The sequence below is a fragment of the Rhizobium sp. R693 genome (genome assembly GCF_002211315.1).
Classification (GTDB): domain Bacteria; phylum Pseudomonadota; class Alphaproteobacteria; order Rhizobiales; family Rhizobiaceae; genus Rhizobium.
Window position 1 is genome coordinate 308923 of record NZ_LOKY01000034.1, and the last position, 20837, is coordinate 329759.

Annotated in this window: 22 protein-coding genes; 6 read left to right on the forward strand and 16 right to left on the reverse strand. The window is 58.4% G+C overall.

Annotated elements, in window-relative coordinates; genetic code table 11:
* Nucleotides 1-819, forward strand: a complete 819-nt coding sequence (locus tag ATY79_RS22200) for an HNH endonuclease signature motif containing protein (protein ID WP_088704894.1) — start codon at nucleotides 1-3, stop codon at nucleotides 817-819.
* A 90-nt stretch (nucleotides 820-909) separates the two neighbouring features.
* On the opposite strand, the gene ATY79_RS22205 is transcribed toward ATY79_RS22200, so the two are convergent.
* The 15 genes from ATY79_RS22205 to ATY79_RS22275 all read right to left on the reverse strand — a co-directional run bounded on the left by ATY79_RS22205 (nucleotide 910) and on the right by ATY79_RS22275 (nucleotide 15618).
* On the reverse strand, nucleotides 910-1683 hold the full coding sequence (locus ATY79_RS22205) for a glucose 1-dehydrogenase (protein WP_088704895.1): 774 nt from the start codon (nucleotides 1681-1683) through the stop codon (nucleotides 910-912).
* Nucleotides 1684-1698: 15 nt separating this feature from the next.
* Nucleotides 1699-2811, reverse strand: coding sequence for a sn-glycerol-3-phosphate ABC transporter ATP-binding protein UgpC (gene ugpC / locus ATY79_RS22210; protein WP_088704896.1), 1113 nt, complete (start codon nucleotides 2809-2811; stop codon nucleotides 1699-1701).
* A 28-nt stretch (nucleotides 2812-2839) separates the two neighbouring features.
* Nucleotides 2840-3652, reverse strand: a complete 813-nt coding sequence (locus ATY79_RS22215) for a carbohydrate ABC transporter permease (protein ID WP_088704897.1) — start codon at nucleotides 3650-3652, stop codon at nucleotides 2840-2842.
* Between the two features lies 1 nt (nucleotide 3653).
* Nucleotides 3654-4529 (reverse strand): sugar ABC transporter permease, encoded by an 876-nt coding sequence (locus ATY79_RS22220; protein ID WP_210421413.1) that lies wholly within the window; start codon nucleotides 4527-4529, stop codon nucleotides 3654-3656.
* Between the two features lie 91 nt (nucleotides 4530-4620).
* Nucleotides 4621-5928 (reverse strand): sugar ABC transporter substrate-binding protein, encoded by a 1308-nt coding sequence (locus tag ATY79_RS22225; RefSeq protein WP_088704899.1) that lies wholly within the window; start codon nucleotides 5926-5928, stop codon nucleotides 4621-4623.
* A gap of 560 nt (nucleotides 5929-6488) precedes the next feature.
* Nucleotides 6489-6914: a heme-binding protein gene (locus ATY79_RS22230; protein ID WP_088704900.1), complete on the reverse strand. Its 426-nt coding sequence runs from the start codon at nucleotides 6912-6914 to the stop codon at nucleotides 6489-6491.
* 22 nt (nucleotides 6915-6936) lie between these two features.
* Entirely contained in the window at nucleotides 6937-7908 is a 972-nt protein-coding gene (locus ATY79_RS22235) for an ROK family protein (protein WP_088704901.1), read from the reverse strand.
* Between the two features lie 17 nt (nucleotides 7909-7925).
* The gene (locus ATY79_RS22240; RefSeq protein ID WP_088704902.1) at nucleotides 7926-8627 is read right to left on the reverse strand and encodes a ribulose-phosphate 3-epimerase; all 702 of its coding nucleotides are present in this window, start codon (nucleotides 8625-8627) and stop codon (nucleotides 7926-7928) included.
* Nucleotides 8620-9435 (reverse strand): alpha/beta hydrolase, encoded by an 816-nt coding sequence (locus tag ATY79_RS22245; RefSeq protein ID WP_088704903.1) that lies wholly within the window; start codon nucleotides 9433-9435, stop codon nucleotides 8620-8622. Before ATY79_RS22245 ends, ATY79_RS22240 begins: the two co-directional genes overlap by 8 nt.
* Nucleotides 9432-10280: a sugar phosphate isomerase/epimerase gene (locus ATY79_RS22250; protein ID WP_088704904.1), complete on the reverse strand. Its 849-nt coding sequence runs from the start codon at nucleotides 10278-10280 to the stop codon at nucleotides 9432-9434. The genes ATY79_RS22245 and ATY79_RS22250 overlap by 4 nt, the downstream gene beginning before the upstream one ends.
* A complete protein-coding gene (locus ATY79_RS22255; protein ID WP_088704905.1) occupies nucleotides 10280-11356 on the reverse strand; it encodes a Gfo/Idh/MocA family oxidoreductase in 1077 nt (358 codons plus the stop codon). The genes ATY79_RS22250 and ATY79_RS22255 overlap by 1 nt, the downstream gene beginning before the upstream one ends.
* A 22-nt stretch (nucleotides 11357-11378) precedes the next feature.
* Nucleotides 11379-12470 (reverse strand): sn-glycerol-3-phosphate ABC transporter ATP-binding protein UgpC, encoded by a 1092-nt coding sequence (ugpC, locus tag ATY79_RS22260; RefSeq protein WP_088704906.1) that lies wholly within the window; start codon nucleotides 12468-12470, stop codon nucleotides 11379-11381.
* Nucleotides 12471-12475: 5 nt separating this feature from the next.
* Nucleotides 12476-13387 carry a carbohydrate ABC transporter permease gene (locus ATY79_RS22265; protein WP_088704907.1) on the reverse strand — a complete coding sequence of 304 codons (912 nt, stop codon included), beginning with the start codon at nucleotides 13385-13387 and terminating at the stop codon, nucleotides 12476-12478.
* Entirely contained in the window at nucleotides 13371-14264 is an 894-nt protein-coding gene (locus ATY79_RS22270; protein WP_088704908.1) for a sugar ABC transporter permease, read from the reverse strand. Before ATY79_RS22270 ends, ATY79_RS22265 begins: the two co-directional genes overlap by 17 nt.
* 100 nt (nucleotides 14265-14364) lie before the next feature.
* A complete protein-coding gene (locus ATY79_RS22275) occupies nucleotides 14365-15618 on the reverse strand; it encodes an ABC transporter substrate-binding protein (RefSeq protein ID WP_088704909.1) in 1254 nt (417 codons plus the stop codon).
* A 127-nt stretch (nucleotides 15619-15745) separates the two neighbouring features.
* On the opposite strand from ATY79_RS22275, the gene ATY79_RS22280 reads away from it, so the two are divergent.
* The 4 genes from ATY79_RS22280 to dld all read left to right on the forward strand — a co-directional run bounded on the left by ATY79_RS22280 (nucleotide 15746) and on the right by dld (nucleotide 19883).
* Nucleotides 15746-16120 (forward strand): CidA/LrgA family protein, encoded by a 375-nt coding sequence (locus ATY79_RS22280; RefSeq protein WP_088704910.1) that lies wholly within the window; start codon nucleotides 15746-15748, stop codon nucleotides 16118-16120.
* On the forward strand, nucleotides 16113-16811 hold the full coding sequence (locus tag ATY79_RS22285) for an LrgB family protein (protein ID WP_088704911.1): 699 nt from the start codon (nucleotides 16113-16115) through the stop codon (nucleotides 16809-16811). Before ATY79_RS22280 ends, ATY79_RS22285 begins: the two co-directional genes overlap by 8 nt.
* 25 nt (nucleotides 16812-16836) lie before the next feature.
* A complete protein-coding gene (locus ATY79_RS22290) occupies nucleotides 16837-18030 on the forward strand; it encodes an ROK family transcriptional regulator (protein WP_088704912.1) in 1194 nt (397 codons plus the stop codon).
* A gap of 170 nt (nucleotides 18031-18200) precedes the next feature.
* A complete protein-coding gene (gene dld, locus ATY79_RS22295; RefSeq protein ID WP_245312428.1) occupies nucleotides 18201-19883 on the forward strand; it encodes a D-lactate dehydrogenase in 1683 nt (560 codons plus the stop codon).
* A gap of 11 nt (nucleotides 19884-19894) precedes the next feature.
* Here dld and ATY79_RS22300 read toward each other — a convergent pair whose 3' ends face one another.
* A complete protein-coding gene (locus ATY79_RS22300) occupies nucleotides 19895-20191 on the reverse strand; it encodes a ribbon-helix-helix domain-containing protein (protein ID WP_088704914.1) in 297 nt (98 codons plus the stop codon).
* A gap of 191 nt (nucleotides 20192-20382) precedes the next feature.
* On the opposite strand from ATY79_RS22300, the gene ATY79_RS22305 reads away from it, so the two are divergent.
* Complete coding sequence (locus ATY79_RS22305) at nucleotides 20383-20778, forward strand: VOC family protein (protein WP_088704915.1); 396 nt, start codon at nucleotides 20383-20385, stop codon at nucleotides 20776-20778.
* Nucleotides 20779-20837: the final 59 nt, after the last annotated feature.

Genomic DNA, 20837 nt, shown 5'->3' on the forward strand with positions numbered 1-20837 from the left:
ATGCTGCATCTTGAGCTACCTGCGAGCGACGTCGAAGACGACGCAGTCATTGAAACGATCTGTGCCGACCCTTCATGGGAAGAACATCTCGACGCTTGGCTTGAAGCCTACGAGAAGTATCGGCAGGCGGGCGGCGATCCATGGCTTGTCGCACCCGCCGACTTTGAGGAAGACGTCAAAGATCGGATGTATGATCTCTACACGACGCGGCGGAAGAGCGCAGCTCTCCGGGCGATACGGGAAATGCAACTGGCCTCATGCCCAATGTGCGGCTCCCTTTCGACGGGCGACCTGGATCATCACCTGCCCAGAGAAGAGTTCGGAGAATTTTCCGTGATGCGTGCCAATCTCGTTCCAGCGTGCACACATTGCAACAGCTCATCCAAAGGTGTGAAGTTTAAAGGCGACACGCCCCAGCGCTTCATCCACCCCTACTTCGACACCTGGGCGGGAGCCCCTCTGTGGCGCGTTGAAATTGTCCCACCGTACGAGGCCGCGACCTTCAACCCCGTGGTCCTTCCAAGCGTTGCGGAGGAATTGAAACCCATCGTTCAATTTCACCTGAACAACGTCTTAGGAAAACAGTTTACTCGCTCGATCATAAACTATTGGAGCACCTACCCGAGATCTCTTTCTGAAGCCATCGAGACGCATGATGTGGCTTCTGTCACGAGAGAGATTGAGATCGATCTACGCCGCGCTGTCGTAGCACGTCGCGGGGGGAATGCTTGGGATTGCGCGTTTTATAGGGGGGTACTTGCGAATCCGGATGCCATCGAATTCATAAGGAATGAGATCATTCAGATCGCCGACCAATAGCCCGCTTCCGGAGCTTGACAGTAAAGGTTCGGCGGCCATCGTGCCATGCCGCCGACTTTCGATAGCCACCTTTTGGAAACAGCCTCCAAGTCACCAGATGGTGTATCCGCAATCGACGGGCACTACGGTGCCGGTCATGGCACTGGACGCATCACTGGCAAGGAAGAGGATTGCCGATGCAATCTCGTCCGGCCGGGCTACCCTCCTCATTGGAGTGAAATCCATCCAGATCGGCATCCGCTCCGGATCGTCGAAGCTCGTATTCGACATCACCGTGTCGACATAGGTCGGCGCGACGCAGTTCACGCGGACGCCACGCTCGGCCCATTCACCTGCCAGTGACTTTGTCAGATGATGCACCGCTGCCTTGGCGGCGTTGTAGTGCGCCTGGCGCTGCGGCTTGTTTGAAATCAGACCGGAGATCGAACCGAGGGTGACGATGGACCCGCGGTTTCGGGCAAGCATATGCCTGCCGAACTCCCGGCAGGACCAGTACACGCCGTTGAGATCTACGTCGATCAGACGACGCCAGATCTCGTCGGCGATCGCCTCTCCGGGCGTGTCGGGCCAAGCAATACCAGCATTGGCTATCAGGATGTCGACAGAACCGAATCTTTTATTCATCGCCTCGGCAACCGACGCGACGTCCTCGGGCCGTGTCACGTCGAGACGAGCAGTATCCGCAGCGAATCCTTTCTCCTTCAGGTAGGAGCGCCCGCTCTCGAGCAGTTCGTCGTTCACGTCCGAGATGATGACGTGCGCGCCCGCCTCAAAGAGGGCCTCCGCCGAAGCGAGCCCGATGCCCCGGCCGCCGCCGGTGATGAAGGCGGTCTGTCCGCGCAGGCGCATCTTTTCGAAATACATTCAATCCTCCTCAAATCAGATCGTTTCGCCAACCAGATGATGCCGCGTCAGCGAACCGAGCGCCTTGCCGTCAGGTCCGAAGACATGACTTGCCGCAGCGACAGGCGAAAGCCGTATGCTATCATGCACCCGCACCGAACTGCTGCCGTCGACTTCGGCGATGACGATAAGCTTCGGAGCGATCTCGACATGGACGAATGTCTCGCTGCCCAGCCGCTCTACGACAATCACCGTTCCCGACAGCGACCCCTCGCCGTCCACCCGAAGATGCTCCGGTCGAACGCCAAGATCGACTGTCTGACCGCTGGAGACGCCCTCTCCATCCACGGGCACCGAGAGATGAGCACCTCCGGGAAGAACTACCTCAACTCCGTCCTTGGAGGCCGAGGCCACCCTCGTGGCGATCAGATTCATCTTGGGGCTGCCGATGAAGCCACCGACAAAGCGGTTCACTGGATGGTGATAGAGCTCCATCGGGCTTCCCACCTGCTCGATGCGTCCGTCCTTGAGGACCACGATCTTGTCGGCAAGCGTCATGGCCTCCACCTGATCATGGGTCACGTAGATCATGGTGGAGCCCAGGCGTTCATGCAGCCGCGCCAGTTCGATGCGGGTTTGCACGCGCAGCGCTGCGTCCAGATTTGAAAGTGGTTCATCGAAGAGGAAGATCGACGGCTCCCGGATGATCGCGCGCCCGATGGCGACGCGCTGCCTCTGGCCGCCGGAAAGTTCGCGCGGCCTTCGCTCCAGATACTGGCGAAGCTCCAGAAGATCCGCGACCTTCTCGACGCGGGCATCGCGTTCGTCCTTCGCGACGCCCGACAACTTCAATGCGAATCCCATGTTCTCGCGCACGGTCATGTGCGGATAAAGGGCGTAGCTCTGGAAGACCATCGCAAGGCCACGCTCGTCTGGGGGCACGTCGTTGACCCTGTTTCCGGCGATTTGGAGGTCGCCCGAGGTGATCTCCTCCAGTCCCGCGATCATGCGCAGCAAGGTCGACTTTCCGCAGCCGGAAGGACCGACGAACACGCAGAACTCATGGTCTTTGATTTCGAGGTCGATGCCCTTGATGATTTCCAAGGCACCGAAAGACTTGGTCACGTTCTGAAGACGAAGATTGGCCATGTGATAATCCTTGAATTCGATGCGTCCACTATTTGACGGCTCCGAAGGTCAAACCGCGAACCAGTTGTCGCTGTGTCAGCCAGCCCATGATGAGGATCGGGGCGACCGCCAGCGTCGAGGCCGCGGAGAGCTTCGCCCAGAACAGACCTTCCGGACTTGAGAACGAAGCGATGAATGCTGTGAGCGGGCCGGCTCGCGACGCGGTCAGATTGAGTGTCCAGAACGCTTCATTCCAGCACAGGATGATTGATAGGAGCGCGGTGGAGGCGATCCCCGGAAGCGAGATCGGGATCAGTATGTAGCGCATCTGGGTCCAGAACCTCGCGCCGTCCATGCGACCAGCCTCCAGGATCTGTGTCGGAACGTCTTTGAAGAATGAGTAGAGCATCCAGACGATGATCGGCAGGTTCGACAATGTGAACAGGATGATGATGCCAAATCGCGTGTCCAGGAGCCCTGCGTCCCGAAAGAGCAGATACATCGGCACCAGCACGCCAACCGCAGGCATCATCTTCGTCGACAACATCCACAGCAGGAGATCTTTGGTGCCCTTCTTCGGGTAAAACGCGCACGCATAGGCCGCGGGCAGACCGATCGCCAAGGCGAGGATAGTCGATCCGACCGACTCGATGACGCTATTCAGCGCGTATGAAAGATAGTCCGCCCTACTGTTCACATCTGCGTAGCTTTGGAGAGTAGGCGTGAAGGATATCGAAGGAACGACCGCGTCGATCTCGCTCTTGAACGATGTCACGACCATCCAGAAGATCGGGAAGAACATCACTATGGCGGCCGCCCAGCCGACTATGCCTGCAAGAAGATTGGTTCTCGAATTGGTCATGTCAGTCGCGCTCCAGATGCCGCGCAAAGGTTCGGATGAGGAATGCTGCAACGATGTTGGCGAGAATGATCGCGATCACGCCTGCCGCTGAGGCGCCACCAACATCCCACTGAAGAAGTGCGCGCATGTAGATGAAATAGCTGAGGTTTGTCGTCGCCAGTCCTGGCCCGCCGGACGTCGTCACGAGGATTTCCGCAAAGACTGCGAGCAGGAAGATGCACTCGATCATGACCACGACCGAAATCGGACGCAGCAGGTGCGGGAGGGTGATGTTCCAAAACATCGACCAACCTTTCGCGCCGTCCATCCGGGCAGCTTCCAACTGCTCGCGGTCAAGTGACTGCATCGCCGTCACCAGGATCAGCGTCGCAAAGGGCACCCACTGCCATGAGACGATGATGATGATGGAAAACATCGGTAGCTGCACGAACCAGTCCACCACCGGAAGGCCAACCCATCGCGACAGATAGGAGAAGAAGCCGTTGACCGGGTGCATCAGCAGGTTCTTCCAGATCAGGGCACTGACCGTCGGCATGATGAAGAAAGGTGCCGTGACGAGGAGCCGCGCAATGTTGCGGCCGGGGAACTCCTGGTCGAACACGACGGCGAAGAAAATCCCGCAGACCACCGTAATTGCAAGGACGCTTCCGACCAGAACGAGGGTGTTCAGAATGGCGATCCAAAGGCGCGCGTTCGAAAGCAGGAGCTTGTAGTTGGTGATCCCCGCGAATCCCGTGATCAGTGGGTTCTGCAGATTGTAGCGCTGGAACGAAAACCAGAGCGTGAGTACCAGCGGCACGATCATCCAGAACAACAGGAGACCGACTGCAGGTGCGAGCAATGGCCCGGTTCGTACTTCCCTAGAGCGAGCTCCCATTTCTTCTGACTCCGTCTCGTGCATACCTGATTTGGAAAGAACGCCCGGTCGCGGGAGGTGAGCGACCGGGCGTCAGGGGCGCGCCGTGGTGTTACTTGATGTAACCCGACTGCGTCATGACCTCGACAGCGTTGTCTTGAGCCGTCTGCAGTGCTTCATCCACTGAAGTCTGACCAGCGAGCGCACCCGCTATTGCCTGCCCGGTCGTCGTACCGATGCCCTGGTATTCGGGGATGATGACGAACGAGATGCCGTTATACGGAACAGGATCACGGGTCGGCTTCGAAGGATCTGCTGTTTCGATAGCCTTCTCGGTCGTTTCCGCGAACGGTGCGGCCTTCAGGTATTCCGGCGAGTAGGTGGACTTGCGTGTACCCGGGGGCGACGTGACGACGCCACCGTTCTTAGCGACCAGCTTCACGTAGTCCTTGGAAGTCGCCCATTTCACGAAGCTTTTCGCGGCTTCCGTCTTCTGAGACGTTGCCGGGATTGCCAATGCCCAGGCCCAGAACCATCCGTTGCCCACGTTCGTGACTTCTCCAGGCCCCTTTGCATAGCCGATCACGTCGGCGACCTTCGAGGTCTTCTTGTCATACAATCGGCCTGCTGCCGAAGTCGCGTCCACCCACATCGCGCAATGACCGGCAGAGAAAAGAGCCTGGTTTTCGTTGAAACCGTTCGCGGTCGCACCCGGAGGACCGTACTTCGTCATCACGTCAACGTAGTAGTTCACAGCGTCTTTCCACGGCTTTGAAGTAAGCTGCGGCTGCCATTTCATGTCGAACCAGGTGCCACCCCAGACATTCGCCATCAGCGTGATAAGGGCCATGTTCTCGCCCCAGCCCGGCTTGCCGCGCAAGCACACGCCATACTGTTCCTTGGACTTGTCGGTCAGCTTGGAGGCAAATTCGGCGATCTGCGTCCAGGTCGGCTGCTCGGGCATCTTCAGGCCGGCCTTTTCGAAGAGGTCGGTCCGGTACATGGTGAAGGAACTCTCGGCGTAGAACGGAACGGCATAAAGCTTGCCGTCGGCCGAGAGACCGTTTTTGACCGAGCTGAAGATATCGTTGTAGTCGTAGTCGTCGCCAAGATCGTCGAGCGACGTCAGCCAACCGGATTTGCCCCAGATTGGCGTTTCGAGCGCGCCGATGGTGACGATGTCGAACTGGCCACCTTTCGTGGCGATATCGGTCGTGACGCGCTGGCGCAGGACGTTCTCTTCAAGGACGACCCAGTTCAGCTTGTTGCCGCTGCTCTTCTCCCATTCGCTGGCGAGCTTTTGCATGACGATCATGTCGTCGTTGTTGACAGTCGCGATCGTCAAAGTCTCCGCTTGTGCGAAGTGCGATCCGAGCATCATGGCACCGAACGACAGTGCGCACTTTCGTAGAATTCCCATTTTCTCTCCTCCAGAGTTTTCGGTTACGGCCCCGCAATTGCGTCGCTGCCGCGCCCGGACCTCGACGCATCAACGTATCGATTGAGAACGGCAGGCCGTTGCGCCGATCGGTGCGATCGGAGCCGTCGAATGCCGTTTTGGTTTCGAATTAAATCGAGGCTGCCTCGCCTATTGCGATCCGGCCTTATCGGGTTCTTCCCAACTCAAACGAAATCCTCCCACACGTGTCGGAAGACGTTGTTTCAGCCATCAGACTGGGCCCTCCACCGAGCCAATAACATCGTCCGGGTTTATTGGTGAGGAGTGAAACACATTTCAGAATGAAATTTCAAGCTCTTTTTTAGGATTTTTTGCGGGGTGGTGGTGATAGTTGGTTTATTCCAAATAAATCATACGTTTCAGCGAGATAATCACCCTTATGCCGCGTATTTTCTGCCGAAAGCGGGCCTAGCGCAGTCAATCCCGCAAGACTCGTTGGAGTTGCAGGTGCTCGCCTCTTCCCTCGCGTACAAGAACCACGTCAGGGCGTCGCACGTATTGTCGGCCGATTGTGAGCTGAGCTATCGGAGCGTGGCGAGGAACGCCTCAATTCCCGCCTGAGCACAATCGGAATCCTGGGCAGGTGTGCCAGAGCTTACGCCAACAGCCCCCACGATTTCACCGTCGACCGTGACAGGTATGCCACCGGCGACGACAAGCAAGCGACCGCCTATGGCGGAGTTTATCCCATAGGCAGGTTTCCCCGGCTGGCTCGCATCGCCATAGCTTTCGGTGGTCCGTTTCGCGCCGGCGGCCGTGTAAGCTTTGTCCTGCGCAATGATCGAACTGGTGACCTTGCCCCCGTCCATCCGTTCGAAGGCAATGAGTTGGCCAGACTCGTCCACGACCGCGATGCACATTGGAACGCCGATCTGTTCAGCTCTCGTCCGTGCTCCTGCGATGAGATAGCGAGCGTCGTCGAGGCTGAGCCGCTTGATTGTCAACATTATTCACGTCCTCCCATTCTTGCTATTTGCCGGCCATGGCCGCGCGCGTTTCGGCGCGAGCGAGGAATGCCAGCGCAGCAGCACCAACGAGCCCCGAATTTTGGCCCAATGCGGCGTGGCGCACTTTTACGTCTTTGAATGCGGGCATAGCCCATCTTCGGATATAGGCGTGGATGACTGGCTGAAGGCGCTCGAACTCGTGCGACAGTCCACCGCCCATAACGATCAGGTCCGGGCTAAATATGTGCAGAAGGCTGGTAAAGCCGCGACCGAGTATCTCCGCCTCCTCGTCTATAAGCTGGTTTGCCAAGACATCCCCGTCCCTGCCTGCGGCAAATACAGACTTGCTGTCGATCGCGACGCCATTCTTCCCAAGCGAGGTATCAGAGGATTCAGCCGCTCTCATTGTTGCCCGTGCTGTGAAGGCCGTACCGGAACCATAGGCTTCGAAGCATCCACGGTTCCCGCATGGGCAGAGTTCGCCATTCGGCACAACGGACATATGGCCGATGTGGCCAGCCATGCCCTTACGGCCACGTAGCACATGGCCGTCGACGATGGCACCGCCTCCAATCCCTGTGCTTACTGTGACGTAGAGGATGTTGGAGAGCCCTCGAGCCGCTCCAAATTGCCATTCCCCGATCGCGGCGGCAATGCCGTCGTTTTCCAGATTGACCGGGAACTCAAGGCGTTTCTGTAGCTCGGCAGTGATTGGATAGTTGCTGAAACCCTTTAGAGTCGGAATGTCGAGTGCGACGCCCGCCTCGGTGTTTAGCGGACCGGGGGCTGATACCCCCACTCCTACCACCGTCGAGACGTCCACGCCCGCGAGGAGCCGATCGACAAGGTTCGTCATCTGACTGAGAACACGATCGGGGCCGGCCATTGCATCTGTGCGCTCCTCTGCGCGAGCGAGGATCGCCCCTCGCTCGTCAACAAGTGCAGCGCGGACCTGCGTACCGCCGAGATCGATGCCAACAGCAATCTCGTCCATGGTTGCCCTCGATCTGATTACAGCGCCCGAAGCCATGCCATCCTCTCTTCGAGAGAGGGAGAGTTGAAAGCAAGCGACCCCAACACGACTGTTTCCGCGCCGTTCTGGCGCAACAGCGGAACCGTATGTTCACGGATCCCGCCATCTGCGGCAAGGATAATTCGGTGAGTGGCGCCGGACGCCGCGATTAGTGCTTTCGCCTCCCGCAGACGCTCGCCGGCCCTCTCATCCAGTCCCTGTCCCTTCACGCCGATCGCGGTTCCCAGGAGTGTCAAGAAGTTGAGGCGTTCGACATACTTAGATACCCTGGCGACCGGAGTATCGACCTTGAGGACCATCCCCGCTGCAATACCCTTGCGTTCTATCAGATCAAGTGCGGCGTCCGCGACGCTCTCATTTTCGAGTTGAATACTGATGAGGTCGCTGCCCGCCTCCGCGAACTGTTCGATCTGTGAGAGCAGGATTCGATCATCAACCATCAGGTGCACGTGAATCGGGCGTGAGGAAACTTTCCTGATCGCGGCAACAAGGTCGGGAAAGAAAAGCATTGCAGGTGCAAAGTGTCCATCGGCCACGTCGATGTGAAGCACGTCGACGTAGGGATCGATGCGGCTCATCTCCGCCGCGAGGTTTGCGAGGTCGGCAGACCATACGGAGAATTCGGCGATCAATCTGTCCGCGGGAAGGTCGGAGATCCAGTTCTTGGAAAGGCTAGCCATGGTTTTTCAGTTCCTCTGCGAAACGGTTGATTGCGGCATGGAAATCCGAGACGTACTGTGCTCGGCTATCGACTTTGGGGGTGATTTCGACGAAACGCGATCCGGGGATCAGGCGTGCCAGGGTCTGGGCGTATGGAAGCGGGTGGATGGAATCCTTGGCGTGGCCGATCACCATGCAGGGCACATCCAGCGCCCTCACCTCGGCCTTCGTAACTCCTGGACCGTCGCTGGCGATAGCTTCCAGGAGCGCCGCAGTCACATCGAGCGGCTGGCGCGAAAAGAAGCCAGTCAGCGATGCGAGGTTATCGGGCGCGTGTTCGGCGAGATCGCGTCCGGTCGGCCCGTCAAGAAAGGCCGCCTTCGCTTTGTCGGGCGGCAGTTCCTTGAGCAGTCGACCAACCTCACCGTTCGGCTTCATGTTCTCCGGCGCAGCCTCGATGATCCACGCGGGCCTTGCAATGATGAGCCCCCGGACAAGATCGGGACGCTTGACTGCAAGGCGCAAGGAAATCGCAGCGCCCATGGATATCCCACCGACGACTACGGGGGAGTCGAGGTTGTTCTCGATGTATTCGGCGATGTCGTCAGAGAACTGCGCAATAGAAATCCCCGCAAGGGGCCCGAGCTGCGACCTTCCGTGGCCCCGCGCTTCGATGGTGATGCGTCTCAGACCGTGATCGACAGGGAATGCCTCACGGGGTTGCCCCGCATCCCCGCACAGGCCGTGCTGAAAAACGATCGGCAAGCCTTTGCCAACATCGTCGACATTGAGAAGAGTTCCATCGGTCGTCCTGAACTCGCCACTCATCTGCCGACCCCGATCGAGCTTCCGCCGCTAAGGTGGCCGTTCAGGAACTCGGCGACGCCGGGCGCCTCCGAAGCCGCCAGCCCATGCGTGATCAAGCTGCCCTCAAAACCGATGGCTCTTAGACGCGAAAGGTAGAAGTCATAGTCAAGGACGCCCTTCCCGGCCGTCGCAAAGGTTCCGTCGCGATTGCGGTCCTTGGCATGAGCCATCACGATCCGGTCAGCAAGAAGATCGATCCCCGACGCCACGAGGTCCCGCTGCTGTTCCGGCGATGCCACCTCGAACAGGTTGGCGGGATCAAGGACGATCTTGATGCGCGGGTTTTGCAGCTCGTGAATGAGACGCTTCGCCTTCTCCGCGGAGTTCACGACGTTGGCCAGCTCAGGTTCGATTCCGAGATCCACGTCGTAGCGGTCGGCGATGCGCAGGGCCTTCTCCATCGCTCCAAGCAGATCGCGCCATGCCTCAGGCGTGTTGTTGTCCGGATGCTCCTTCCACTGATCGACCGGATCACGCGTGCCCGTGCACAGCGTGATCAGACGGGTTCCCATGTCGACGCAGCGTGCCGCAAGCACCTCGAGCCGTCGATGGCCCGCCTGTCTGGTGGCAAGGTCGGGATGGATCATGTTGTAGGTGCCCGAGACGGCGACGATGTCGACGCCCGTGGACCGCGACGCTTCGGCTACCGCCCGGGCGGCATCGAGACCGATCTCGTCCGGCATCGACGCCAGGCCCGAGCAGGCCATGTTGTACTGCGCGCAGGAATAGCCGGCCGCCTTCACGGCCTTCAGCACCGTCTCCGGATCGGATCCTTCGAACGTCTTCGCAAAGATGCCGAGCTTCATCACACGCCTCCCGAGACGTCGGCCAGCGCCACTGACTTGCCGCTCTCCACCGAACGGGCGATGGCGACCATCGCCTGCACCGATGCCAGGCCGTCGTCGATGTCGGCTCCTTCCATCGGCGCACCGTCGAGGATCGTGCGGGCGAATCCTTCGACTTGCCGGCGATAGAAGTGACCGTCGGCGCCGAGCACCCGGTGCGTCGCTCCGTCCGCCTCCCGGAAGATGTCCACTTCGCTCGACTTGTAGTACCAGGGATTATAGGTCTTCCCGAGAATGCTGCCGTTCTTGCCGTAGATCTGGAATCCTTCGTGCCAGTCCATCCGCACCTGCACCGTCAGGTCGAGATGGCCGAGTGTTCCGGAGGCGAACTCGACATCGACGAACCAGCACCAGATACCGGCACGCTCCGACAGCCGCGCGTCGACCGAGAGGATGTCGCCTGCAAAGTAGCGGGCCGTATCGATCAGGTGGCAGCCATGCGCCAGCATGTAGTAGCGACGCAGGTCGGCCTTGGGATTCGTCGACGGCTTCTTTGCGTTGGCGCTGGTCACCACCAGGGGCTGGACCGCGTCGGTCATCGGGTAGCGATGGGTGCTGTCGCAGTACCAGGCCTTCAGGGCGACCATCTCGCCCATCTCGTCGCGGATGAAGGACTTGGCGGCCTGCAGCCCGGCGTCGAAGCGCTTCATGTGGCCGACTTGAAGGATCTTCCCGGACTTCTCGACCGCCGCCTTCAACTCACGGCATTCCTCGACGGTCACGCCGATCGGCTTCTCGCACAGCACGTGCTTGCCGGCTTCGAGCGCCCGAAGCGACGCCGGAACGTGGAAGGCGTCGGCCGTGGCGATGATGACGGCGTCGACGTTTGGATCGGCGAGCATCTTGTCGTAGTCGTTGTAGGAATTCTCTGCGCCGTGTGTGACGACCATGCGTTCGCGCAGGTCGTCGGCTACGTCACAGATCGCATAGAGATCGGCATTGGCGGCCTTGGTGCAGCTCTCGAAATGCGCCGCCTGGGCGATCTGCCCCGCGCCTAGCACTCCCACCCGAAGCCGACGTTCCTGTTTTGCTGGCATGAAAGGATTCCTTCTTGTGAGTTCAGAGAGCGACGCCGCTTGCGGCATCGAAGAGTATTGCCTTTGAGAGATCGACCGCAAATGGGGACTTGTGGCCCGACTGGATCGGAGTGCCCGTCGGCAAACGCGCCATGATTTCGCGTTCGCCGGCCCGCAACGCCGCAAAAATATCAGGACCGGTGGGCTCGATGACTTCGACATGAAGATCCAACGTTGGCCTGCTCTCGGCCGCGCCAGTTGCGAGCGACAGCCATTCCGGGCGAAGGCCGAGCAGGACTTCGCGGCCCTCGCTGAGCGCGCCGACTGTTGTGCCCGGAACGGGAAGCACTGCATCCGCCCCCTTTAGACTGAGCCGACGGCTCTCTCCGTTGGCGACGACGGTAGCGGGAAGGAGGTTCATCGGCGGAGATCCCATGAACGTCGCCACGAACACGTTTGATGGCCTGTCGTAGATGTCTTCGGGCGTACCAAACTGCTGGAGAACTCCATCCTTCATCACCGCAATTCGGGTCGCCATTGTCATGGCCTCGATCTGATCGTGGGTGACATAGACGATCGTCGCTCCCAGGCGCTGATGGAGCTTCTTGATCTCCGTCCGCATTTCGACACGCAACTTGGCATCGAGGTTCGAAAGCGGCTCATCGAACAGGAAGATCTTCGGCTCGCGGACGAGAGCCCGGCCCATTGCCACGCGCTGCCGCTGGCCGCCGGAGAGCTGAGCCGGCTTGCGCGTGAGCAGGTGGGTTATTTGGAGGAGCTCCGCCACCTTTCGGACGCGCTCAGTCCGTTCGGGCTTCGGCATCTTGCTCATTTCGAGCGAAAATCCGATGTTCTGTTCCACCGACATCGCCGGATATAGCGCGTAGGATTGGAACACCATCGCAATATCGCGCTCCTTGGGCTCCAAACCGTCGACCGCATTTCCGTCGATGGTGATCGTTCCGGACGTATGATCGTCCAGACCGGCGATGATGGATAGGAGTGTCGACTTGCCGCAGCCGGATGGACCGACGAGGACGAGGAATTCTCCGTCTTGGATCGAAATGTCGATATCCTTGAGAACGGAGACCGCCCCGAAGCTCTTTGACACATGATTGATAGCGAGATTTGCCACGACGATTACCCCTTGACTGCGCCGGCCATCAGACCGCGAAGGAAATACCGGCCAGCCGCCACGTAGATGATGATAGTCGGCAGAGCAGCGATCATCGCGGCAGCCATATCCTCGTTGTACGCCTTGGTTCCGGTGGATGTGTTGACGAGATTGTTGAGCGCGACCGTTACGGGCTGATTGGTTCCTGCCGCGAACGATACGCCGAACAGGAAGTCGTTCCAGACACCTGTGAACTGCCAGATGACCGATACCATCACGATCGGCCAGGAGATCGGCAGGAGGATCCGGAAGAATATTGCCCAGAACCCGGCCCCATCTACCCGCGCCGCCTTGAAGATTTCGCCAGGCACAGTGACGAAGTAGTTCCGGAAGAACATCGTCGTGAAGCAGATGCCGTAGACGACGTGGACCAGAACCAGACCAGGAATCGTACCTGCAAGCCCCAGCTTACCGAGGACGCCGGCCATGGGAATGAGCACGATCTGGAAGGGAATGAAACAGCCGAACAGGATCAAGCCGAACAGGATGTTGTCACCCTTGAAACGCCATTGTGCGAAGACGTAGCCATTGAGAGCCCCCAGTGCGACCGAGATAAGCGTTGCTGGGACCACGATCAGGAAGGAGTTCCCGAAGTATCCCTTCAGGCCACCGCAGGTGACGCCAATGCATGATGCGCCCCAGACGTTCGCCCAGGCGTCGAGCCTCGGCATGCGTGGGAACGAGAGGAGATTGCCCGATCTGATCTCGTCCATGTCCTTCAGCGACGTGAAGACCATCGAGAGCAGTGGCGCGAAGAACACCAGCGCGAGAATGATCAGGCAGCCGTAGACGAAGACCCGTCCGAAGGCTTTCGACCAGCGGATGTTTCCTGGGCGGCGTGTCGCAGCCGCATGGGTGCTGTCAAGCAGTGCGGTCATTGCGGAGCTCCGAGTAGAGGTAAGGAACGATGATGCTTGCGAGGCTGACCAGCATCACGGTCGCGCTGGCAGCGCCCACGCCCAGTTCGTTTCGCGTGAACGTCATCGAATACATGAACGTCGATGGCAACTCGGTGGAAACGCCCGGCCCGCCTTTCGTAAGAGCAACGACGAGGTCGTAGCTCTTGATCGCCAGATGGGCTTCGATCACGAACACGGTTAGAAACACCGGCCGCAATGCAGGGATGATGATGCGGGTATAGACCTTGTGGATCGGGGCACCGTCTACGCGTGCCGCCCTGAGAATCTCCGAATCGATGCCCCGAAGCCCCGCGAGGAACAGCGCCATGACAAAGCCCGTGACCTGCCAGACGCCAGCAATGACGATCGTGTAGATCGCCCTATCCGGATCGACGAGCCACTGGAAGGTGAAGGACTCCCAACCCAGGCTTCTCATCATGTGCTCAAGTCCGAGGCCGGGGTTCAGCATCCACTGCCAGATTACGCCGGTCACGACGAATGAGAGCGCCATCGGATATAGGAACACCGCGCGGAAAACGCCCTCGAAGCGGATCCTCTGGTCGATGAGGATAGCGATGAACAATCCCAGGCAGGTCGCGCACAGAATGTAGAGGCCGCCAAAGATGCCCATGTTCTCAATTGCCGTGATCCACCGCGGGTTTTCGAAGAGACGCTGGTATTGTCGCCAGCCGACAAAATCGAAGCGGGCAAACATTTTCGAGCCAGTGAACGACAAAATCGCGGTGTAAGCGATGAAGCCATAAACACAGACCGTGATTGCCGCGAGCGATGGCGACAGAACAATCGCAGGCATCGCGTCTTTGAGACGTTTGGAAAGAGACATTGTATCGCCCATGGGATTTCGCCGGATCAAACGGTTCCAACCAGGCGGAAATCAATCGCGCTGGAATTTAGGCCCCGCCGCCCTCTCGAACGGCAGGGCCAGGGAGGAACGGTTACTTCGCGGCGTTCACCGAGTTCACGAGAGCAGCCACCGCATCCTTGGACGACATGTCCGAGTTGAAGTGCTGTGTGACGACGTCAAAGATTGCACGCTGGATCGCGGCCGGCTCGGCATGGCCGTGCGCCAGCGAACCCATCATTGTCCCAGCGCCTTGAGCCGCCTTGAGGTCTGCCATGGAGCGCTGCGCGCAGGCGTCGAACTTGTCGCCAGGCACATCCGTGCGCGCCGGGATCGATCCCTTTACGAGGTTGAATGCTTCCTGGAACGAGGGAGACATGACGCTCGAGGCGAGCTTGTACTGCGCCTGCAGCTTGTCTTCGCCGACTGGGAACATGGCAAAGAAGTCGGTATTGAACAGGAACGTTCCCTCAGTACCGGGAGCAGGAACGCAAAGAATGTCCACGCCCGGCTTCAGGTTCGCCTTGACGATCTCGCCCTTGGCCCAGTCGCCCATGAGCTGCATGGCGGCGTCACCCTTGAGCACCATGCCGGTGGCAAGGTTCCAGTCGCGCCCGGAGAAGTTCGGATCGACGTATCCTCGAATCTTTCGCATCTGATCAAAGACCTTGATCATCGTGTCGGACCGCAGGGATTCCTCGTCGAGTTCCAGAATGGCCTTCTTATAGAACTCAGGACCGCCGATACCGACAACGACGTCGTCAAAGATCGTCGTGTCCTGCCACGGCTGACCACCGTGAGCCAACGGCACGATGCCCTTTGCCTTCAGCTTGTCGGCGATCTGGTTGAACTCATCCCAATTCTTAGGCGGTTCGAGCCCGTTTTCCTTGAAGACTTTCGCGTTGATCCAGAGCCAGTTTGGGCGGTGGATGTTTACTGGGACCGCCTGCCATTTCCCGTCGTGCACGGCGAAATTCTTGATGGCGTCCGGAACGACTTTGTCCCAGCCTTCCTTCTCAGCAATAGGCGTAAGGTCGCCCAGCAGCCCTTCTTCGGACCACTCGTTCACGGCCATGCCCAGAAGCTGTGCCGCCGTCGGTGGATTGCCGGAGGTGACGCGGGCTTTCAGGGCGGTCATCGCAGCTTCGCCGCCACCACCAGCAACTGGCATGTCCTGCCATGTCACGTTCTGCTTCTGAAGGTCGTCTTTCAGCACACCGACCGCAGCCGCCTCGCCGCCCGACGTCCACCAGTGAAGCACTTCCACAGTCTCCGCCGCCAAAGCAAGGCCGGAGACCGACGCACTGAGAATGGCCGATGCGGCCAGCAACTTGAGGGTAGAACGCATTTTATCCTCCCATGGACCGGCAACATGCGGTCCTCCATACAAAACAAACAAAGTCCTCCTGTTTGTTTGGATTGAAAACAAACATATTAGGAGATAAGAGTCAACAAGAGATGACGGAGCTAAAAAAATGGTCGTTGGAATCACGCTGCTGCTGCTGTTCCAGCTTGCTGGGGAAATTCTCAGCTACAGTTTGGGCCGGGTCATTCCGGGTCCGGTCATCGGCATGGTGATGATCGCGGTCGCGTTGGTCATCGCGAGACGCAGCCCGCGGCTCGAACAGTTCGGCAAAAGTGCCGTTGCTACGTCGACCGCCCTGCTCGCCAACATGGGAGTTCTGTTCGTCCCTGCTGGCGTGGGCATCGTCCAGCACCTCGACCTGATCCGAGATCGGGGCATTGCCCTCTCTATGACAATCGTGGTCTCAACGGTTGTCACTTTGGTCGCCACAGTTTGGACTTTTCTCGTGACAAAGCGAATGCTCGGGAGCGGACACGATGAGTGAAGGTCTTTGGGTCTATCTCGCAGCATCGCCGCTGCTTTGGCTGACAGGGACGCTCGTGGTCTGGATCATTGCGACACACGTCGCACGCCTCTGGCCGCGCAATCCGATTTTGAACCCTATCCTGCTTTCCGTCTGCTTCATGGTGCTCACCCTGGAGGTCGGCAACATCGACTACGACACGTACTTTTCCGGAGCACAGTTCATTCACTTCCTCCTGGGGCCGGCGACCGTCGCATTAGGAATCCCGCTCTACGAAAAGCTCTCGCTAGTGAAGGCCAACCTGATCCCGATGCTCGTAGCTCTACTCGTCGGAAGCCTCACGGCGGTTGGGTCGACCCTGCTTCTTTGCCGAATGTTCGCATTCGAGCCGAACGTGGTCGCATCCCTCGCCCCGAAATCCACGACCGCTGCGGTGGCGATGGCGATCTCGTCGGATTTGCATGGCGATGCGGCATTGACGGCCGCAGTTGTCATTCTGACCGGGATCTGCGGAGCGATCGTTGTAACTCCGCTTATGAACGCCATGCGGATCCGCGACTATAGTGCTCGGGGTTTCGCAGTCGGGTTGGCATCTCACGGCATTGGTACGGCCCGAGCGTATAGCGTCGATCCGGTCGCGGGTCTATTTTCCGGGATAGCCATGGGCCTCAACGCGATTGTAACATCTTTGATTGTTCATCTGTTCTTGTGAACGGCTGCAAGTTTGGGAGAAGCGCATGTCCATGCCCCGTGCCGTTAGGCACATCAATGAAATGCGGGTCCTTGATGTCATTCTGAGGAACGGGCGGATCAGCAGAGCGAACATAGCCAAGGAACTGGGGCTAACGCGCTCGACAGCAAGCAGCATCGTAGCCGGCCTGGCCGACGAAGGGCTGCTCGTGGAGGACAACTCGGAAGAGGACAAAGGCGCGGGAACCGGGCGACCGGGAACCTTCGTCCAACTCAACGCTCGCCGTGCGTTATTTATCGGCGCAGACATCGGCGTCGGAAGAATCTGCATAGTCGCGCTCGGACTGGACGCCAAGCCAATAGCCAAGGAAGTCTTTGACTTCGATGTGGTCTCCAACGAACCGCGCGATCTCATCGAGCGCCTTGCAGCCGGCGTCCGGGCCATTCAGTCCAGAATTGGCGACAACTACACGTCGCGTGGCCTCTGTGTGACCGTCCCAGGTCTTATAGATAAGGCAGGGAATGTACTGCGGGCACCTTTTCTCGGTTGGCACAACGAACCACTGCTGGAAAGGTTGATCAAGAGTCTCCCGGAATTTCCAACCGTAATCGCCGAGAATGATGCGAACGCCTTCGCCTTCGCTGATGCGTTTCAGGACAGGAAAGAACCTGCCGCAACCGAGATCTATCTCTTTCTCGACTCCGGTGTCGGCGGCGCGATCATCAAGGATGGCGAACTTCTGCGAGGTGTAGACGGGTATGCGGGGGAGTTTGGCCACGTCATCATCGGTGACAGTGGCTTTGTCCAGCTTGCTACGCCCGCCGGCTCTGTCGAAAGCTACATTGGTCTGGACGCCGTCCTTGCGAGATATCGTCAACATGGTGGCTCCGCCATCGGATTTTCAGACCTCTATGAGGCCATACTCCGGGAGGAACCAGCGGCAATTTCGACCTTGCGGGACTGGGCCTTTTATCTTGGACGGACAGTCGCCATGATCGGCAGCATCTTCAACCCATCGAGAATTGTGCTCGGCGGAAAGGTTGCATCGTTATTTCCGCTTTGCGGCAATCTTCTTGACAAGGCGCTGGCGGCGAACGTGCTTGCAGATCAGCCGATACCGGAGATCAGACTGTCTGAGCTCGACGTGGATGGCCCGGCCCTGGGGGGCGCCCTCGTTCTACACCGCCAGATGTTCTCGCTCGACGAGGAACTGGTCTTCCGCACCCGCCTTGCGGTCTAGCGTTCACCTCCCAAAGGTGCCGTCGATGCCGGTTGTCTCTTAGCGCAAGCAGTTCCATTCGAATGCCGTGCGATGCGGTGCAATGTTACCACCAACGCCCCAATCAAGTCGCTATCGTCTTCAGGTTAGGTCGGGGAATCGACCACTCCTCATTAATGGACAGATGCGCAATGGAACTCAGTGATCAGCTTCGGACGGTAGTGGGCGAAAAATTCGTAGTAACGAGACCAATCAAAATGCGCCGTTTCATCAAAGGATTCCGCTTTGGCGATGGCAAAGCTCACGCCGTGGCACTCCCAGGGAGCCTGGTCGAGTTATGGCTGGTCCTGAAGCATTGTATCGCGGCCGGGGCAACGGTGATCGCTCAAGCGGCCAACACCGGGTTGACCGGTGGTTCCACACCTTTTGGAGCGGCTGGAGAGCGCAAGTTGGTTGTCATCAACACCATGCGTATCAAGGGACTGCAGTTGCTCGGCGATGGACGCCAAGTGGTCGCTTTCCCAGGAGCCACTCTCGATGAACTCGAAAAAACGCTCCGGCCCATCGACCGAGAGCCTCATTCTGTCATTGGCTCATCATGCCTGGGCGCGTCGGTGGTCGGTGGCATCTGCAACAACTCCGGTGGCTCTCTTATCCAACGGGGTCCGGCATATACGGAGCTTGCCCTTTTTGCTCAAGTCGATGACGAGGGCCGCCTTTCCCTGATCAATCACCTTGGCATAGATCTCGGCAACACCCCGGAGGAAATTCTCCGACGTCTCGACAATAAAGACTATGAGTCAGTGCACATCGATTGGTCTGAGAACAAAGTGGCGTCGGACCGCGAATATCATTCCCATGTAAGGCAAATCGATGAGCCGACGCCCGCGCGTTTCAATATGGATCCTAGGCGACTCCACGAGGCTTCGGGATCGGCAGGAAAGGTAATTGTATTCGCGGTTCGTCTCGACACGTTCGAGGTCACAAAGAACACGAAGGTGTTCTACATCGGAACGAACGACCCTGGAGAACTGACACGAATTCGTCGAGAGATCCTTGGGGCCTTCAAAGAGCTTCCGATCTCCGCGGAGTATATACATCGTGACGCCTTCGATATTGCGGAAAAGTACGGCAAAGACACCTATCTTCTAGTAAAGTGGCTGGGCACAGGCCGCATCCCTCGCCTCTTCGACATAAAAAGCAGGCTTGATGCATGCGCCGAACGCATTCGTTTCCTGCCCGCGAATACGACAGACCGTCTCTTGCAACTCTTCAGTCGGATTCTTCCTCCCCACCTTCCCGTCAGGCTCCGTGACTTTCGGCAGCGTTTCGAGCACCATCTTATGATCAAGGTGGCCGGCGAGGCAGTTCAAGAAACCGCCGAGCTTCTCTCTAGTCTCTATCCATCGGAAGAGGGTGCCTATTTCGAATGCAATGCAAAAGAGGGGGCGGCGGCGTTCTTGCATCGTTTTGCTACTGCCGGAGCCGCGGTCAGATATCGGGCCGTAAACGGCCGATCAACCGGCGGAATTGTCGCGCTCGACATAGCCCTGCCCCGCAACGAGAACGATTGGGTGGAGCGTCTGCCCCCGGAACTCGAAGCACAGATCGTCCACAAGCTCTATTATGGCCATTTTTTCTGCCACGTATTTCATCAGGACTACCTAGTCAGACCAAGCGTCGACTGGCTAGAGATGGAACACAAAATCCTTGAGCTCCTTGATGACCGAAGCGCGCGCTATCCGGCGGAACACAATGTCGGCCATCTTTATAAGGCGGACGAGGTGCTACAATCGCACTATCGGAATCTGGATCCTTGCAATTGCTTCAATCCAGGCATCGGCCAGACGTCCATGCGCCTTCATTGGGGATAGTAGGACCCCTTCTATTCGGCAGCTTCGACATGTGTCTGCACCATTCCACCGCGGCGGTCAGCGTAGATCAGACAGCTTGTGCGGAGGAGTGAGCTGAAATTGGAGATTGAACCATTGATCTCCAAAGCCTCATCATACAGCTTCGAAAGGAATTGGGCGGTAGTGTACCCCTGCTCCCTGGCAATTTCGTCGATAAGAATCCAGAACGCCGCCTCAAGCTGAATACTGGTCGAATGCCCTCCGATCCTAACCGATCGGTTGATCGGTCGATACCGCTCGGGGTTCTGCCCTGCATAGATTTCACACATAGATTCCTCCTGCTTTTTATTGGACCCGAATATGTGCCTGTGCGAGGGGGCCGTCAAATCATCATTGCGGTGAAAACAGCGCAAAATTCCTGACTTGCGGGCATCCCTTGATACTTTTTTGCGTGTGGTAAGCCGCTGCTACCACAGCTTTCCTTTACGGCGTAGATTTCTTGAAAATCACGGAGGCTGGATTGGCAAAGGCAATACATTCGATGATCCGGGTGCTGGACGAGGCCCGCTCACTAGCTTTTTACGACAAGGTCTTCGGACTGAAGGCGGCAGACCGGCTCGATTTCGAAACATTCACGCTTGTCTATCTGAGTAGCGGCGAAAGCGAATTTGAAGTCGAGTTGACGATCAACAAGGGCCGCAGCGAGCCTTACTCGATAGGAGATGGCTACGGCCACCTTGCCGTGTCTGTCTCCGATCTCGACGCTGAGCACCAGAGGCTTTCAGACGCAGGGGTCGAGCCGGGAAGAATCATCGATTTTTCGCATGATGGCGGGCTGCTTGCGCGCTTCTTTTTCGTCACCGATCCGGACGGCTACCGCATTGAGATTCTGCAGCGACATGGTCGCTTCAAGTAGGGGCGTTGCCATCCTGAGGAGGAGCGGCAGACGTCTGCCATGGGGCAGACATCCGACAA